The 13,844-nt window shown below is 69.1% G+C and carries 17 protein-coding genes and 1 tRNA gene; 5 read left to right on the top strand and 13 right to left on the bottom strand.

Annotated features, from left to right (window positions below; genetic code table 11):
• Nucleotides 1-175 precede the first annotated feature (175 nt).
• Nucleotides 176-793, top strand: a complete 618-nt coding sequence (locus DJ82_RS09830) for a TetR/AcrR family transcriptional regulator (RefSeq protein WP_094581704.1) — start codon at nt 176-178, stop codon at nt 791-793.
• Nucleotides 794-1,152: 359 nt separating this feature from the next.
• Entirely contained in the window at nt 1,153-1,743 is a 591-nt protein-coding gene (locus tag DJ82_RS09825) for a 50S ribosomal protein L15e (protein WP_094525022.1), read from the top strand.
• A 223-nt stretch (nt 1,744-1,966) separates the two neighbouring features.
• Here the strand turns inward: DJ82_RS09825 and thsB are convergent, their stop codons facing one another.
• The 5 genes from thsB to DJ82_RS09805 all read right to left on the bottom strand — a co-directional run bounded on the left by thsB (nt 1,967) and on the right by DJ82_RS09805 (nt 5,111).
• The gene (thsB, locus tag DJ82_RS09820) at nt 1,967-3,613 is read right to left on the bottom strand and encodes a thermosome subunit beta (protein ID WP_094581713.1); all 1,647 of its coding nucleotides are present in this window, start codon (nt 3,611-3,613) and stop codon (nt 1,967-1,969) included.
• A 382-nt stretch (nt 3,614-3,995) separates the two neighbouring features.
• Nucleotides 3,996-4,160 (bottom strand): hypothetical protein, encoded by a 165-nt coding sequence (locus tag DJ82_RS14985; RefSeq protein ID WP_170938361.1) that lies wholly within the window; start codon nt 4,158-4,160, stop codon nt 3,996-3,998.
• A 152-nt stretch (nt 4,161-4,312) separates the two neighbouring features.
• A tRNA-Ser gene (locus tag DJ82_RS09815) sits at nt 4,313-4,394 on the bottom strand.
• A gap of 27 nt (nt 4,395-4,421) precedes the next feature.
• Complete coding sequence (locus DJ82_RS09810; RefSeq protein WP_094581703.1) at nt 4,422-4,730, bottom strand: hypothetical protein; 309 nt, start codon at nt 4,728-4,730, stop codon at nt 4,422-4,424.
• Nucleotides 4,731-5,111, bottom strand: a complete 381-nt coding sequence (locus tag DJ82_RS09805) for a Rid family detoxifying hydrolase (RefSeq protein ID WP_094581702.1) — start codon at nt 5,109-5,111, stop codon at nt 4,731-4,733.
• Nucleotides 5,112-5,280: 169 nt separating this feature from the next.
• Here DJ82_RS09805 and DJ82_RS09800 point away from each other — a divergent pair, with 169 nt between their 5' ends.
• Nucleotides 5,281-5,691 carry a hypothetical protein gene (locus DJ82_RS09800; RefSeq protein ID WP_094525019.1) on the top strand — a complete coding sequence of 137 codons (411 nt, stop codon included), beginning with the start codon at nt 5,281-5,283 and terminating at the stop codon, nt 5,689-5,691.
• A gap of 67 nt (nt 5,692-5,758) precedes the next feature.
• On the opposite strand, the gene DJ82_RS09795 is transcribed toward DJ82_RS09800, so the two are convergent.
• The 3 genes from DJ82_RS09795 to DJ82_RS09785 all read right to left on the bottom strand — a co-directional run bounded on the left by DJ82_RS09795 (nt 5,759) and on the right by DJ82_RS09785 (nt 7,539).
• Nucleotides 5,759-6,571, bottom strand: coding sequence for a molybdopterin-synthase adenylyltransferase MoeB (locus DJ82_RS09795; protein WP_094525018.1), 813 nt, complete (start codon nt 6,569-6,571; stop codon nt 5,759-5,761).
• Nucleotides 6,572-6,713: 142 nt separating this feature from the next.
• Nucleotides 6,714-7,124, bottom strand: coding sequence for a HalOD1 output domain-containing protein (locus DJ82_RS09790; protein WP_094581701.1), 411 nt, complete (start codon nt 7,122-7,124; stop codon nt 6,714-6,716).
• Nucleotides 7,108-7,539 (bottom strand): hypothetical protein, encoded by a 432-nt coding sequence (locus DJ82_RS09785; protein ID WP_094581700.1) that lies wholly within the window; start codon nt 7,537-7,539, stop codon nt 7,108-7,110. Before DJ82_RS09785 ends, DJ82_RS09790 begins: the two co-directional genes overlap by 17 nt.
• Nucleotides 7,540-7,763: 224 nt before the next feature.
• On the opposite strand from DJ82_RS09785, the gene DJ82_RS09780 reads away from it, so the two are divergent.
• Nucleotides 7,764-8,822: an ornithine cyclodeaminase family protein gene (locus DJ82_RS09780; RefSeq protein ID WP_094525015.1), complete on the top strand. Its 1,059-nt coding sequence runs from the start codon at nt 7,764-7,766 to the stop codon at nt 8,820-8,822.
• Nucleotides 8,823-8,870: 48 nt separating this feature from the next.
• On the top strand, nt 8,871-9,479 hold the full coding sequence (locus DJ82_RS09775; RefSeq protein ID WP_094581699.1) for a dihydrofolate reductase: 609 nt from the start codon (nt 8,871-8,873) through the stop codon (nt 9,477-9,479).
• Between the two features lie 67 nt (nt 9,480-9,546).
• Here the strand turns inward: DJ82_RS09775 and DJ82_RS09770 are convergent, their stop codons facing one another.
• The 5 genes from DJ82_RS09770 to gatB form a co-directional block, all read right to left on the bottom strand.
• Entirely contained in the window at nt 9,547-10,326 is a 780-nt protein-coding gene (locus DJ82_RS09770; protein WP_094581698.1) for a 23S rRNA (uridine(2552)-2'-O)-methyltransferase, read from the bottom strand.
• Between the two features lie 134 nt (nt 10,327-10,460).
• Complete coding sequence (locus DJ82_RS09765) at nt 10,461-10,904, bottom strand: hypothetical protein (RefSeq protein ID WP_094525012.1); 444 nt, start codon at nt 10,902-10,904, stop codon at nt 10,461-10,463.
• A gap of 80 nt (nt 10,905-10,984) precedes the next feature.
• Nucleotides 10,985-11,575, bottom strand: a complete 591-nt coding sequence (locus DJ82_RS09760) for a GNAT family N-acetyltransferase (RefSeq protein WP_321166845.1) — start codon at nt 11,573-11,575, stop codon at nt 10,985-10,987.
• Nucleotides 11,572-11,820, bottom strand: coding sequence for a ubiquitin-like small modifier protein 2 (locus DJ82_RS09755; RefSeq protein WP_094528151.1), 249 nt, complete (start codon nt 11,818-11,820; stop codon nt 11,572-11,574). Before DJ82_RS09755 ends, DJ82_RS09760 begins: the two co-directional genes overlap by 4 nt.
• A gap of 33 nt (nt 11,821-11,853) precedes the next feature.
• Nucleotides 11,854-13,341 carry an Asp-tRNA(Asn)/Glu-tRNA(Gln) amidotransferase subunit GatB gene (gatB, locus tag DJ82_RS09750; protein ID WP_094581697.1) on the bottom strand — a complete coding sequence of 496 codons (1,488 nt, stop codon included), beginning with the start codon at nt 13,339-13,341 and terminating at the stop codon, nt 11,854-11,856.
• Nucleotides 13,342-13,844: the final 503 nt, after the last annotated feature.

Genomic DNA, 13,844 nt, shown 5'->3' with positions numbered 1-13,844 from the left:
GCCGGGGTCACGAGTCCGCTTCGGCCGATCGCGTCGAACCGGGCCGGGCGTCGCAGCCGCGCGTTTCACGTCTGATCGTGAACCTACGAATCAATAACGTCTTTGTTTTTGGATTCGTAGCGACGGACATGAGCGCACATAGATCGGTCGGCGTCCACGGCCACGAGGACGAGCGATGAGCGGGTTCTCCGACGAGGAGCGCGAGCGCATTCGAGCGGAACTCGTGGCGGCGGGCCGAGAGCTGTTCGAGCGCTTCGGATTCGAGCGCACGCGGATCAAGGACGTGACCGAGGCGGTCGACATCGGTACGAGCACGTTCTACCGCTTCTACGACTCCAAGGAGGCGCTGTACGTCGAGGTGCTCGTCGCGGAGCGCGAGGAGTTGGAGGCGTCGATCGCGGAGGCGGTCGCGGCGGTGGACACGCCCCGCGAGGAGGTGCGGGTCCTCCTGAAGACCACGCTCGCGGAGGTGCGGTCGAACCCCCTCATCTCCTCGCTCATCGTCGACGGGGAGCTCCGCGAGCTACAGGACCGGATCGCCGACGCCGAGGGCGAGGATGGGGGGATCGAGTCGGCGGCGTACGACGCGGGGCTGCCGTTCGCCGGCCGATTGGCCGATCTCGACGCGTTCCGATACGACGACCCGCAGCTGATCGACGAGCTGTTCGTCTCGCTCGTGTTCACCGCGCGCTCGCGGAACGCGCCGATCGGCGCCGACAGCGACGCCGCCTACGAGCGCGTCGAGGACGCGCTGATCGAGACGGTCGTCGACGGGCTGTTCGTCGACGCGTGACCCGCTCCGCGTCGGTGAGCGCCCCATCGATCGCTCCGCGTCGGTGAGCGCCCCATCGATCGCTCCGCGTCGGTGAGCGCCCCATCGATCGCTCCGGGTTATGACGACGCGGCCGCGTTCTCGCGTGCCACGCCAACCCACGCGAACGCCGTAGCGAAGCGGTTAAGGGCGAACCGCGGGAATTACGAGTAACTCGCTGGTGCGGACACAGCGGGCACTCGCCGCCGGGGCCTCGTCGACGTCATCAGACCGCGTCTGATGGGCTGACGAGCGGAGCTCGTCAACGCCGTCGACGCTCCCCGGGACGAGACGAAATGTGGCCGCTTCGCGGCTGAATCGCAACCGTCCGCGGACAACATATGGCACGAAGCTTCTACTCGCACATCAAGGAGGCGTGGCGGTCCCCCAAGGAGGGGAAACTGGCAGAGCTGCAGTGGCAGCGAAAACAGCAGTGGCGCGACGAGGGCGCCATCGAGCGCATCGAGCGCCCCACGCGCCTCGACAAGGCCCGTGAGCTCGGCTACAAGGCCAAGCAGGGCGTGATCGTCGCTCGCGTGAGCGTCCGCAAGGGCGGCTCGCGCAAGCAGCGTCACAAGGCCGGTCGCCGCTCGAAGCGACAGGGCGTCAACCGACTCTCGCGCCGCAAGTCGATCCACCGGATCGCCGAGGAGCGCGCCTCGCGGAAGTACCGCAACCTCCGCGTGCTCAACTCCTACTGGGTCGGCGAGGACGGCTCGCAGAAGTGGCACGAAGTGATCCTCGTGGACCCCGCCCACCCCGCGATCGAGAACGACGACGACCTCGGGTGGATCACCTCGGACGACCACCGCGGGCGCGCCTTCCGCGGGCTCACCTCTGCCGGCACGAAGGGCCGCGGCCAGCGCACGCGCGGCAAGGGCACGGAGAAGACCCGTCCGAGCGTCACCGGCAACGACCGTCAGGGCAAGTAAGCCGACCGCGGTCCCGCCGGATTTTCCCCGTTTATCAGCCGCTTAGTGACAACGCCGCCGCGGCTTGCGCAGTTCTCTGCTCGCAACACTCGACCGACGAGCGCCGCGGCTCTCCGTGACTGGTTCGTGAAAAAACGAAAACGGGGAAACGCGAGCGTGCGTGTTCGAACGGCGGTACGCGGTCGGAGCGGGTCGCTGGTGGTGTCTTCCTACGGAACCTCGCTTACATCGCACCGCCCATGCCGCCCATGCCGCCCATGCCGCCGGCCGGGGCGCCGCCCTCGTCGTCGTCGCCGCCGGTCGACAGGTCGCCCGCGGAGATGATGTCGTCGATTTTCAGCACGAGGTTCGCGGCCTCCGCGGCGGAGGCGATCGCCTGCTCCTTCGCCTGGGCCGTCTCCACGACGCCGGCCTCGGCGGTGTCCTCGACCTCGCCGGAGAAGACGTTCAGCCCGGCGTGCGCGTCGCCGGCCTCGTGGGCCGCGCGCAGGTCGACGAGGAGGTCGATGGCGTCGAGTCCGGCGTTCTCGGCGAGCACGCGGGGGATGAGCTCCAACGAGTCGGCGAACGCCTCGACCGCGAGCTGCTCGCGGCCGGAGACGGAGTCGGCGTAGTCGCGGAGCCGACGGGCGAGCTCGACCTCGATGGCGCCGCCGCCGGGGAGCGTGCGGCCGTCGGAGACGGTCGTCGCGACCACGTCGATCGCGTCCTCGATGCCGCGCTCGATCTCGTCGACGACGTGTTCGGTCGTGCCGTACAGCAGGAGGGTGACGCCGTGGGCGTTCTCGCCCTCGACGTAGAACAGCCCCTCCTCCTCGTCGCGCTCGATCGAGCCGACCGCGAGGTCCTCCGCGGAGAGCGAGTCGAGGTCGGTGACGATCGGCGCGCCGAGCACGTTCTTGAGGAAGCCCAGGTCGGACTTCTTCGTGCGGCGGATCGCGAGAATGCCCTCCTTCGCGAGGTAGTGCTGTGCGAGGTCGTCGATACCCTTCTGACAGAAGACGACGTCGGCCCCGCTGTCGACGATCTGGTCGACCTTCTCGCGCAGCTGCTTCTCCTCCTGGTCGAGGAACTTCTGGAGCTGGTCGGGAGAGTCGACGTTGACGGAGGTGTCGACGTCGGCCTCCTCGACCTCGATCGGGTCGTTGAGGAGGAGGACGTCGGCCGACTCGAAGTCGGTCGGCATGTCGTCGTGGACGGGGTCCTTGTCGATCACCGCGCCCGAGAGGAGCTCGGACTCGCCGGCCGCGCGGCCGGTGCGGGTCTCGATGTTGAGGTTCGCCAGGTCGACGACGTGGGAGCCGTCGTCGGCCTCGACGGTGACGCCCTGGATCGCGCGGACGACGAGGTCGGCGAGGGTCTCCTTGTCGAGCTCCGCGCCCTTGCCCGTCATCGCCGTCTCGGCGACGTTCTTGAGCGTCTCGGTGTCGTCGGGGTCGACCTCTGTGGCGACCTCGTCGACCTGCTCGCGGGCGTACTCGCTCGCGAGGTTGAAGCCCTTGATGACCGCCGTCGGGTGGATGTCCTGCTCGAGGAGGTCCTCGGCGTTCTTGAGCAGCTCGCCCGCGATCGCGACCGCGCTCGTCGTGCCGTCGCCGGCCTCGTCCTCCTGCGTCTCGGCGACCTCGACGATCATCTCGGCGGTCGGGTTGTCGATGTCCATCGTCTGCAGGATGGTGACGCCGTCGTTCGTGATGGTGACGTCGCCCATCGAGTCGACGAGCATCTTGTCCATCCCTTTCGGTCCGAGCGTCGAGCGTACGGACTCGGCGACGCCGCGCGCCGCGGAGATGTTGTACTCCTGTGCGTCCTTGTCCTTGACGCGCTGGGCGTCGTCGCCCATGATGATCATCGGCTGACCCTGCTGCATTCGCTGGCTCATACAGCGTTTGATTGATTGTGATTCTATATAAACCCGTCGTTGAGGAGCGATCGAGCGGAGCCCGGACCGACGGTCCGCGAACCTCGGAAACCGCATGACTCCGGTTCGCTCTCTCGACATTTATGAGGATAGTTAGCACGGATCTTCACCGGAGCACGACCGCTGAACCCGGCTCGTTTATATGTGTCGTCGCTCGTCGCTCGCCGCGATACCGAGGTACGCGACCGACGACACGCGGCTCTCGGCGTCGGGTCGACCTCTGCAGGAAGCGGCGCGGGCGCGTCAACCTCGGAAGGAAGCGGCGTAGACGCGTCGCTCGCGGAGTTCAGTCACGGATGAAAAGCGGGGGGCGGCGTTCGGTCGCGAGCGCTCACCGATCGAACTCGTCCTCGTCGAGGTACTCCGAGTCGACCTCGTCGAGGGACGGTTCCGGCGGTTCCTCGGCGGCGTCCAGCTCGCGTCGGTTGAGGCGGCTCTCCAGCTGTCGGCGCTTGTTCCTCCCTTTCCGCTCGCGACCCGATTTCGTGTCTGGCATCGTCACCCGTGTCAACTATACCCACACATATGAGTCTTTTGTCGAGATACGAGACGGTTCAGCGACGTACGACCGGTCTAGCGACGTCAGAGGACGTTGAGCGACGAAGCGGAGACGGCACGCGTCGCTCGTCGGTTTGCGTCGTCAAGGAACGCCAGGAGAGGGATTTGAACCCCCGATCCCGGAAGGGAACACGCTTTCCAGGCGTGCGCCTTACCACTCGGCCATCCTGGCTCAGTCTGAGGTAATCCGCTGTGACTGTTAAGTCCTTCTCTTCACGCGCTTCGCCCGCAGTCGGTGCTCGGCCGCGTAAGCGATTCCGCCCGACGCGACGGCGACGGCCGCGGCCAACCCGACTATCCCGCCGTATCCGACGGGGAGGTCGCCCGCGACGATCAGGAACCCCTGCGAGAGCACGAGAACGGCGAATCCGCCGACGATACCCCACAGCGCGGCCGATTTCGCTCTGGCGCGCCTCGTCGGCCGTGCGGGGGGCTCCGCCGCGTCTGCTCTCCCTCCGGTCTCGCCGTCCTCGCCGTCCTCGCCGTCCTCGCCGCCCTCGCCGCCCATCTACTCGACGGCGGCGACGGCCTCGATCTCGACGCCGACGCCCTTCGGGAGCGCGCCAGCCTGCACCGCCGACCGCGCCGGCGGCGATTCGTCGAAGTAGCCCGCGTACGCCTCGTTCATCTCGTCGAAGTCGTCGATGTCGTCGAGGAAGGCGGTCGTCTTCAGCACGTCCGTTGGCGTCGCGCCCGCCTCGTCGAGCACGGCGACGAGGTTGTCGAGGGCCCGCTCCGTCTGCTCGGCGATCGGCGCGTCGTCGAGCAGGTCGCCGCCGGGCGTCAGCGGTATCTGCCCGGCCGTGAACACGAGCTCGCCGGTCGTCGTCGCTTGGCTGTAGGCTCCGACCGCCTCGGGCGCCGCGTCTGTGTGGACGATCTCCTTCATACGCCCTCCCGTTCGGCGGGCCGCGGTAAGAGTACCGGGGACCGGAGCGGACCGCCGCTCGGGACCGGAGCGGATCCCGACGAGAGCGGACGGCCCCTCGGGCGGACCGGGACGGGTCACCCCGCGCTCACCGCTGGTCATATATTCCTCGCCTGCTAACACACGACACATGACGGGAGGTAACCTCCTTCCGGTCGCCGCGGTGTTCGTCGCGGTGCTCGCCGCCAACGTCGCGCTCGCGTGGTTCCTCGCGAGACGGGACTGGGAGCCGCCCGGGGCGCTCGGCTCGACCGGCGACTCGTCGCCGTCGGACGCGGACGCCGAGGGCGACGCGGACGGCGCCCTGGCCGCCGGTCCGGAGTTCGCCGCGGGCGCCGACGCCGGCTCGGCGGCGACCGGAGCCGACCCGAACGGCGATCCGCCGCCGCTCGACGTCGACGGGAAGACCGTCGTCTGCCGGCACTGCGGGGCCGAGAACCGCCCCGACTTCCGCTACTGCCGGTGGTGCGTCCGGTCGGGGTTCGCCGCCGACGGCTCGGGCGCCGCGGGCGGCCCGACGATGACCGAGCGCTCGCTGTGAGCGGCGGTCGGATCGACCCCGCTTCGGCCGGCCGCGTCCACGGATCGCGGCGGGAGCGACGCGACCGCTAGTCCGCGTCCACGCGACAGCCGCCCGAGTAGTCGATCCCGTCGATCGTTTCGATACCGTCGTCGCCGCACACCGGACAGTCCGGATTGCGACGATACGGGACGGTCTCGAAGGTCAGGTCCATCGCGTCGTAAAACAGGAGCCGACCGTCGAGCGTCTCCCCGGCGTCGAGGAGGAGCTTGATCGCCTCGGTCGCTTGGATGCAGCCGACCGTGCCGGGAAGCACGCCGAGCACGCCCGTCGCCGCGCAGTCGGGAACCGTTCCGGGCTCGGGCGCCTCGGGGAACAGGCACCGGTAGCAGGGGCCGTCGGGGACGAGGGTCGTCGCCTGCCCCTCGAACTTGTAGATCGCTCCGTGGACGACGGGGAGCCCCTCGATGCGGGCCGCGTCGTTGACGACGTACCGCGTCCGGAAGTTGTCCGCGCAGTCGACGACGAGGTCGTATCCGGCCAAGAGGTCGTGGACGTTCCCCTCGTCGAGGCGCGTCTCGTGCGTCTCCACGTCGATATCGGGATTGAGTCGGTCGACGTACCGCGCCGCGGAGTCGACCTTCGGCTCGCCCACGTCGGCGTCGCCGTGGATCACCTGTCGCTGGAGGTTCGAGCGCTCGACGACGTCGTCGTCGACGACCCCGAGCGTCCCGACGCCCGCGGCCGCGAGGTACTGGACGACGGGCGCGCCGAGCCCGCCCGCCCCGACCACGAGGGCGCGCCCGTCGAGGAGCCGCTTCTGCCCCTCCGGGCCGACCTCGTCCATGATGACGTGCCTGGAGTACCGATCGAGTTGGTCGGCGTCGAGCGAGAGACTCATGGGTCGATATGGACGGTGAGACCGTATAATCGTGTTCCCGGCCCTCCGCGCCGTTCGCGTCCGCAGTCGTCTGCGATTCCGGAGCCCGTCTCCCCGCAGTCGTCGGCGATTCCGGAGCCCGTCTGACGGGCGGACCGTTCGATCACAGTCCGCCGGCGTCGTCGACCTCCTCCGCGGGCGACGTATTCGGATCCGGGTCCCCCGCCTCGATCCGCTCGTAGACCCGTATCCACCAGTCGCTCCCGACTTCGACGAGGTACTCGGTGTAGCGGAACTCGACGCTTCCCGTCCCTCTTCGGGCGCTCTCACCGGCGTTCAAACCGAGGAACGCCAGTTCGATTTCGGCCGCGTCGACCACCTCGTACAACGGCGGGGATTTCAGGCTGCTCGGAGAGACGTTCCCCGCGTCCGCGATCGCGGAGACGATCGCCGTCGTGAGTCCGTCGTCTCGCTCGGGTTCGTGGCGTCGCTCGACGACTCGACGCCAGCGAGCGCCTCCGTCGGGAAGCGGATCGCCATCACCGGTCGCCGCGGGGTCACCGGTCCCCGTCATCCCTGGAACCGCGACCGTGCGCCCGTCGATCGCCGTCGAGAGCGCTCCCCGTCCCTTCGAGTGCCGCCAGGACTCGGTCGGCGTTCTCGGCGGGCGAAATCGTCTCGCTCGGCTCGTCGAACGCGACGACGTTTTCCTCGACCAACTTGGGGACGTGCGCGTGATAGAGGGCGATGTACACCCGCTCTCGTTGTCGCTCGGTGACCGCGCGTTCGGGGACGTCGTTCTCCCACCCGGCGATCTTCGTCGCCAGATCGGTCAGCGACCGCTCCGCGTCTCCGAGAAGCGAATAACAGACGTATCGACGCCGAGCATGAGTTAACACCTCGTAGACGTGATCTGACTCCAGCATCTGCTGGGGAGAGCATACCTCAGTTACCGGATTCTCGAACCCGGTCTCGACTTCGTCAGTCATCGTCTTTCGAAGGCGCACCGAGGTATTAAAATCCTGTGTCAGCTTAATATATAATATCAGTAGAATGTGCGAATACTTCCTCGATTACGGGTTCCAACGGAACCACTGACGCAGCGTTTCCGGTGGACACCCGACGCATCGCCGCCTGTGGGTCCGACTCCGGGGTCCCCGTCCCCGCCGTCGATTCAACAGGGTTCAAGTACTCCTCTGGCAAAGCTTGCGACATGCAGACGCTGCTTTTGAACGCCGACGACGTCGACGAGAACGCTCGCATGGACCGCGTCATCGACGCGGTGCGCGGCGCGTTCACCGCCTACGAGCGCGGGAACGCGAAGATGCCCGCGAAGTCGTACATCGACCTCCCGGAGTACAACGGCGACTTCCGGTCGATGCCGGCCTACCTCGACGTCAGGACCGAGGACACCGACGAGGAGACCGGCTGGGACGCGGCCGGAATCAAGTGGGTGAACGTCCACACCGACAACCCCGCCGACCACGACCTCCCGACAGTGATGGGGACGATGATCTACTCCGACCCCGAGACGGCGTTCCCGCTGGCGATCCTCGACGGCACGACGCTCACGATGAAGCGAACGGGCGCGGCCGCCGCCGTCGCCACCGACCACCTCGCGGTCCCCGACGCGACCTCGCTCGGGATTGTCGGCGCCGGCGTCCAGTCGTACACCCAACTGGAGGCCATCGCCGAGGTCCGAGACATCCGAGAGGTCGTCGTGAGCGATCTCGACGAGGAGCGCGTCGCTCGCTTCGTCGACGCCTTCGACGACCGGTTCGACGTGCGGGCGGGTTCGATCAGTGAGGCCGGTCACTGCGACGTGCTCTCGACGGTGACGCCCGTCGAGGACCCAGTCGTCGGCGCCGACGACGTCGGCGATCACACCCATATCAACGCGATGGGCGCCGACGCCGCGGGGAAACACGAACTGGCTGACGAGCTCCTGCTGGACGCCACGGTCGTCATCGACGACCACGAGCAGTGCACCCACTCCGGCGAGATCAACGTCCCCTACGCGACGGGGACGCTCACGGACGAGGACATCTACGGCGAGATCGGAGAGATCGTCGTCGGGACCCGCCCCGGTCGGGCGGGGATCGACGCCGGCGGGAGCGCCCCCGGGACGGGCGCCGAGGGCGTCGCGGGCGTCACCGTCTTCGACTCCACCGGCCTCGCGATCCAAGACGTGGCGGCCGCCCGCGTCGTCTACGAGCAGGCCGACGCGGTCGACAACGGCTACCCGTTCGACCTGCTCGGCCTCGCGGAGTAGCCGGGGACGCCCCGACCGCTTTTTACCGCCGCCGCCCCTACCGATCCCGTGCAACTCGTCAGCGTCGCCGCGCTCGCGGAGAACGGGGTGATCGGGAACGACGGCGGCGTCCCGTGGCCGGATCTCCCCGAGGACATCCGCCAGTATCGCGAACGCGTCGCCGGCTCGCCGGTCATTTTAGGTCGACGGACCTTCGATTCCATGCGCGGTGACCTCCCCGGACGCCGACAGATAGTCGTGAGCCGCAGCGTCGACGCGGTGGACGTGCCGACCGCGGTGGTCGCCGACGGCGTCGACGAGGCGATCTCGCTCGCCCGCGAGCTCGTCGGCGAGCGGGCCGGCCTCGGAGCGGCGGACGGCGTCGCCGGCGGAACGGACGCCGCCGTCGCCGGCGAGACGTCGCCCGCCGGAACGGGCCCGGCCGACGACGTTCCGTACGCCGACCCGAACGCCCCCGTCTACGTCCTCGGCGGCGGGGCCATCTACGAGCTGTTCCAGCCGCACGTCGATCGGATGGCCCTCAGCCACATCGACGGCGCCTACGAGGGCGACACTCGGTTCCCCGCGTGGGACGAGACGGAGTGGCGCGTGGCGGACGAGACCGACTACGAGGGGTTCACCCTCCGCGAGTGGGCCCGGCGCCCGGACGCCTCCTGAGCGATACGTCGCCGACCGGCCGAAAAGCGGGCCGCTACTCGTCGCCGACCGGCCGAAAAGAGGGCCGCTACTCGCCGTCGTCGACGCGCTCGGCGAAGCCGAACCGGGGCTTCGCCTCGTCGATGACGACAGTCAGCGTCTCGCCGACCCCGGCGCCGGGGACGAAGACGGAGTACCCCTCGACGTACGCGATCCCGTCGCCCTCGTCGCCGAGCTCCTCGATCGTCACCTCCAGCCGGTCGCCCGCCTCGACGGGAGCGGTGTTGAGCCCCTTGGCGACGAGGTACACCTCCGAGGAGGAGTCCCGGGAGGCGGGCGGTGAGACGGTCCGGAGGTACTCGAACTCCGCGCGGACGTCCTCGCGGAAGGCGTCGAGGTCTTCTCCCTGGAAAGCCTTTACCACGAAGTCGCCGCCGGGCGCGAGCAGCTCCTCGGCCACGTCGAACGCCTGCCGCGCGAGGTGGATCGACCGGGCGTGGTCGAGGGAGTACTCGCCGGTCATGTTCGGCGCCATGTCCGAGAGCACCACGTCGGCGCCGCGCTCGCCGACCGCCTCGCGCAGGTAGTGGCGGGTGCGCTCCTCGGTCATGTCGCCGCGGATCGTCTCCACGTCGTGCTCCTCGAGGTCGTCGATGCGCTGGAGGTCGACGCCGACGACGGTCCCCGACTCGCCGACCTCCTCGGCGGCGACCTGGAGCCACCCGCCCGGGGCGGCCCCGAGGTCGACGACGGTGTCGCCGCGCTCGAAGAGGTCCGACTTCTCATCGAGCTGTTTCAGCTTGTAGGAGGCCCGGCTCCGGTACCCCTGCTGTTTCGACCGGTTGTAGTACTCGTCTTTTCCGCTCATACGTCTCCCACCACGGATCGCGGTCGGGCGTTCGTCGAAACCGCGGGCGAATCGGCGTTCATACCCGGAACGAGGAGGTCGACCCGGAAATGGACATCGGATGCGAGCTCCCCCCGATCGGACGCGGGCTCCGGCTACTCGTCCGAGCGCCGTACCCGCGCTATCACTCGTTTGATCCGCGACGCGACCGCGGCCAGCGGTCCCCGCCCCGTCGACTCCGCCGCCGTCGCGGACTCCGACTCGGACTCGCGGTCGGGCTCCGATCGGTTCGCGACGATCGTCTCGTAGTTGTCGATCACCTGCTGTCGCTGTCGGTCCTTCGACTCGACGGTTCGTTCGAGCGCTTCGACCTCCGCTTCGAGCGCCTCCATCTCGGCCCTGAGCGCGTCCACCTGCTCGTCGAGCGCTTCGCGTTCGGCCGCGAGCGCGGCGACGCGGACGCGGTGGTGGTAGCCGGGACGGCGGTCGCTCGCCGAGCCCACCGACGCGGTTACTCGAAGCCGCGGACCGTCCTCGGAGTCCGCCGTCTCGACGTCGGTACCACCGGACGTCTCGGATGAGCCGGATGTAGAGGGCATTCTTGAGTGAGATATGTGTACACATACCACGTAGAAAAAGGTCAGTCAGCCGGGAGTCGGACGCGCCGCTTGCGGGCGGTTCACGACCGGTCGCGCCCGTTCACCGGCACCCGTCCCGCGAGGCGGTCCGAACCCCGGCCCGTGGCGTCGGTAGCGGCGTCGACGGGCCGGACCGCGAATCCGAGTCCCTCGTAGAACCCCCGGAGACCGGGGTCGAACGCCGCGGAGACGACCGAGACACCGGCGTCGCGCTCGGCGCGCCGGACCGCCGCGGCGACGAGCGCGGAGCCGACCCCGCGACCGCGACGCGCCCGCCTGACGGCCACGGCGTCGACGCGGAGTCGCTCCGGTTCGGGTCGCGTCGCGACCAGCGCGCCGACGACCGCGCCCGTCCGTTCGAATCGGGCGACGAGCGCGTCGCCGGCGTCGATCGCGGCGTCGACGACTTCGGGGTCCGTCTCCAGCATGGCGGCGTCGAGCACGCGGAGGACGTCGAGCCGGTCGTCGGGGTCGGCGGGTTCGACCGCGAACCCGCCGGGGGCCGTCGCCGCGGTGTCGCCGGCGCCGTCCGCGTCGTCTGCACCGTCCGCGCCGTCCGCGTCGTCTGCACCGTCCGCGCCGTCCGCGTCGTCTGCACCGTCCGCGCCGTCCGCGTCTCGCTCCCCGCTCACGCGCCGTCGTTCGCCGCGGTCCGGTCCCTCGCGTCGCCGTCCGTCGCGCCTCCCTTTACCAGTCGGAGCAGCCGGACCTCCTCGGCGTCGACGACGCGGTCGCCGGGGACCGGCGAGCCGTCGACGAGGGCCGACGCCTCCTGCGGGTGGTATCCCGCCTCGCGGATGAGGTCCGCGTAGGTCGCGTCGGCGTCGAGGTCGACCTCGCGGGTCCCCTCGCCGACGACATCGACGGCGACGTTCATCGGCGGAGCGCCTCGTCGGTGGTACGCATTCGGTTACCCGTCAAGCCGCTCGCGGAGCAGCCCGTTCACCTGTCCGGGGTCGGCGCTGCCGCCCGTCGCCTGCATCACCTGACCGACGAGGAAGTTGATCGCGCCCTCGTCGCCGTCGTGGTAGTCGGCGACCGCGTCCGGGTTGTCGTCGATCGCGGCGTCGACGGCGTCCTCGACCTCGCCGGAGTCGGCCACGCCGAGCCCCTCGCGCTCGATGACCGTTTCGGGGTCCTCGCCCGCGTCGAGCATCTCGCGTAAGACGACCTCCTCGGCGTTCTTGACGGTGAGCTCCTCGGCGTCGACCAGCTCGATCAGGCGCGTGAACTCGTCGAGCCGGTCCTCGACGTCCGTGATCGCCATCTCTCGGTAGTTGAGCTCGCCGAGCAGGTTGTCGGCGACCCAGGTCGCGGCGAGGTCGGGGTCGAACGACTCGGCGACGTCCTCGAAGAAGTCCGCGACCGCCTTCGTCGATGTGAGCTTCGAGGCGGACTCGCGGTCGAGCCCGTACTCCTCGCGGAAGCGCTCCCGCCGGGCGTCCGGCAGCTCGGGGATCGGGATCTGCTCCTTCCAGTCCGACACCTCCAGCGCCGGGAGGTCGGCCTCCCGGAAGTAGCGGTAGTCCTTCTCGGCCTCCTTCGAGCGCATCGAGACGGTGACGCCGCGCGACTCGTCCCAGTGGCGCGTCTCCTGTTCGATCTCGCGGCCGCGACGGAGCACGTTCTCCTGTCGGGTGACCTCGTACGCGAGCGCCTGCTCGGCGCCCTTGTGGCTGGAGATGTTCTTCACCTCCGCGCGGTTCACGTCCGCGAGGGCGTCGTCGGTGATCGCCCCGTCGTCGGCGACCCGGTCCGCCGGGACTAAGGAGACGTTGGCGTCGACGCGCAGGCTCCCGTCGCGGGTCGGGTCGAAGACGCCGAGATATTCGAGGACCTCCTCCAGCTTCGCCAGGAACGCTCGGGTCTCCGCCGGCGACCGGAAGTCGGGCTCCGTGACGATCTCCATCAGGGGCGTCCCGGCGCGGTTGTAGTTCACGAGCGTGTGCGTCGCCGACTCGATGGAGCCGCCGGCGTGCTGGAGGCTCCCGGGGTCCTCCTCGAGGTGCGCGCGGGTGATCCCGACGGTCCGCGGTTCGCCGTCGACGCGGACCTCGAGCTCGCCGGACTGGCAGATCGGGGCGTCGTACTGGGTGAGCTGGAAGTTCTTCGGCAGGTCGGGGTAGTAGTAGTTCTTCCGGTGGAACGTCGTCGTCTCGGGGATGTCGGCGTCGATCGCCTTCCCCACCTTCACCGCGGCCTCGACGGCGGCCTCGCTCAGGACCGGCAGCGCGCCCGGGAGCCCGAGGCAGGTCGGGCACGTGCGCGTGTTCGGTTCCTCCTCGTCTCCGGGCTCCGTCGAACAGCCGCAGAAGATCTTCGTGTCGGTCTCGAGCTGGACGTGGACCTCCAGCCCGATCACGACCGTCCGCTCCTCCGTCGCGGCCTGAGTGCTCATTACCGACCCGTTGCGGGCGGGCCACCTAAATCGTGTCGGGACCGATACGTCGTGTATTACCGCCGGAGTTGGGTGGATTCCGGCGTTCGTGGCCCCTTTCTCTCCGTCGTTCCCGTCGGTGGTGCGGAGGAACACCTCAACAGCTCCGGTCGGCACGGTTACTAAATCGTTGATTACGACCGACGGAGGAACACCTCCAAAGCCCAGCCGGGAGGCGGGCGGCACGCTCGCTTGCTCCTCACTCGCTCGCTCACTTCGTTCGCTCCCTCGTTGCGGGCTTGCGGTCGCCTGCGCCGCTCCCGGCTGCCCCTTGAGTCCCGCCCGCCTGCACCGCGACCGTACCTCACGCCTCCCCCAGCTCGTCGCTCAGCGCTGCTCTCGCGGCCGCCCGGAGGGGCGGCCACTCGGAGGCACGCGGCCACCGCAGCGTTTCCGAGTGAACGCGCCGAAGTGCCTCGCCTCGCTCTCCTCTCCGGGCGGCGTTGCTAAACCCTTATTAGCGC

The organism is Halorubrum sp. Ib24 (assembly GCF_002252745.1).
Classification (GTDB): Archaea; Halobacteriota; Halobacteria; order Halobacteriales; family Haloferacaceae; genus Halorubrum.
The sequence above is the reverse complement of the archived record's forward strand: the minus strand, read 5'-3'. Positions and strand labels throughout refer to the sequence as shown.